The 2164-nt window shown below is 60.0% G+C and carries 2 protein-coding genes; both read left to right on the top strand.

Annotation, left to right across the window (positions count from 1 at the left end; translation table 11 throughout):
• Positions 1-59: 59 nt before the first annotated feature.
• Positions 60-884: a F4 family fimbrial subunit gene (locus ACU8YC_RS24755; RefSeq protein ID WP_446895928.1), complete on the top strand. Its 825-nt coding sequence runs from the start codon at positions 60-62 to the stop codon at positions 882-884.
• Positions 885-1013: 129 nt separating this feature from the next.
• A complete protein-coding gene (locus ACU8YC_RS24750) occupies positions 1014-2114 on the top strand; it encodes an FKBP-type peptidyl-prolyl cis-trans isomerase N-terminal domain-containing protein (RefSeq protein ID WP_446895927.1) in 1101 nt (366 codons plus the stop codon).
• Positions 2115-2164 lie beyond the last annotated feature (50 nt).

The raw sequence follows: 2164 nt of genomic DNA, 5'->3' as shown, positions 1-2164 counted from the left end.
ACATCGGTGTCACGGTCACCCATCAGTAATAACGGACTCAGAGAAAAAGGAAACGGATTATGAAAATGAAAGCACTGAAACTGGCTCTGCTGGCGGCGGGTCTGGTAAGCGGCAGCGTGTCGGCGGCGTTCACGGAAGGTGACCTGGCGGCCGATAACAGCATCACCCTGAACGGGGAAATCACCAACACCAACCCGGCGTGGGCGTGGAAAACCGGGGCAGACCAGACAGACTGGGACACCACCAAACTGGAGTGGAAAGTGACCGGGACGGATGCGACGGCTGACTTCTCGGGTAAAGGGGATGTGGTCCTGCTGGACGGGTATATGGTGAATCTTGCGCCGACCGGGGGACCGGGGCTGGAGCCTGTTATCACCATCGGCGGTGACGGTTACACGATCACTGCCGGGGCGGGTACATCGGAACAGACAGTCAAAGTGAAGGTGACCGGTCTGACGGATGCGACGGATACCACGTCCACCGTGGACGGGGAGATGACGTTCAAAACAGTCATGGCGTTAATGACAGGTTTTCATACCAGTGATACTAAAATTACGTACTACCGTCAGATGGACGTTAATGGGAATGGACAAACCTATCAGCCAGTTGTTTCCCCTACAAACGCAGCTTATTTGAGGGCAGTGAATAAAGCGCTGGATAACCAGAAACTGTCCGTGGATTTCGCCACGACACCTTATGCTACTGCAACGCCGGACTACACTAGAATTGGACATAAATCAAATACTTTCTGGAGTGCTCCTACGAATACACTGATAACCGCCGGTGTTCACTCCAGTATCAACTCTGCCAAAGTGACCTTCCCGGCGGCGACCATCCCGGAGTCCTGGGAAGGGGCGCTGACCGTCACCGTGGCCTATAAGTAATCACTGACAGGTCTTCTGACTCACAGGGAGGGGGAACCCTCCCTTTTTAAAAGCATCTTCCGTTTGGGTCCTGACCGGGACCGGCAGAGACACCACCCCGTACCACTTGTTAACGTAACGGTAGACACCATGAAAAATCACCTCAGTTCCTGTGATGGCAGCGGTGAAACGTGCGCTGCACATCGTCGTTTGTTCGTCGCCCCCGGAAGGCGCCTGCGCCGCGTGGTTGCGCTGACCTTCCTGTTTTCCGCGCTGGCTCAGGCCCGGACTGACACCCCCCCGGCACAGGAGACGCCGGTCATGCAGTGGCAGCATTTTGAGTCACGCCTGACCGCGCTGGAGAAAAAACTCGCCGCCGCAGAGCCGGCCGCTTCCGGTGCCGTGCCGGTTCCGGCACCGGAACCCGCCCCGGTCGCCGGGACGATGTCGCTTTCCCCGGCGAACACCGCAGACGCGCCGCCATCCCGTGCCCCGGATACGCCGGACACCCCGACAGGTACCGGCACCCTGCCGGTCACCCCGGCCACCGTCACCCCGCCTGCGGTGCCGGAGAAAAAAGCGGTGGAGGCCCTGGTCCCCCCGCCTGACGTGACCGCTGACAGGAAAAAACATCCCGTGACCGCCGTGGCGCCGGCTCCCCTCAGTGAACAGGAGCAGGACAGCTACGTGGTGGGCATGATGGTCGCGGATTATGCCCGCTCCGTCCTGCAGACGCTGGAAAAACTCGATATTCAGCTGGATGAGACGCTGTTATCTGAAGGCGTCCGGCACACCCTGACCGGCACCGCCCGGCTGGATGAGCAGACGGCCCGGGCGGCCATGCAGCGTTTCCAGAAAAACACCGACCAGCGTCAGGCAGAAAAAGACCGGGCCTCCCGCCAGATGCTGTCCACGCTTGCCGGTAAACAGGACACCCTTGAGAAGAAAGAGGACCGGGTGTGGGTGCGCCTGAAAAAAGGCGGTCCGGCGGTCAGTAAACAGACCCCCCTGTCACTGTCCTGGGAAGGGCGTTTTTACAACGGTGAGGTATTTGAGACCGTGACGGACAGCGTGGTGAACCGCAGGGATGTTCTGCCGCAGTGGCAGCAGCGGGCCATTCGTCTGGCGGGGCCCGGCGGTCAGGTCCGGTTATACATCCTGGCGGGAAGTCTCGAGGGCGAGGCTGACCTGCCGGCCGGGACTGCCCGCCATGAACTGGTGCAGTACACCGTGAGTGTGGAAAAAGAGTAAGACGATAACCCGATGCCACAGGAAAGGCCCGGCGGGCATCATGCCCGGCC

The sequence above is a fragment of the Citrobacter sp. VF227 genome, from assembly GCF_052950715.1.
This window is presented reverse-complemented; position numbering and strand designations above follow the sequence as displayed.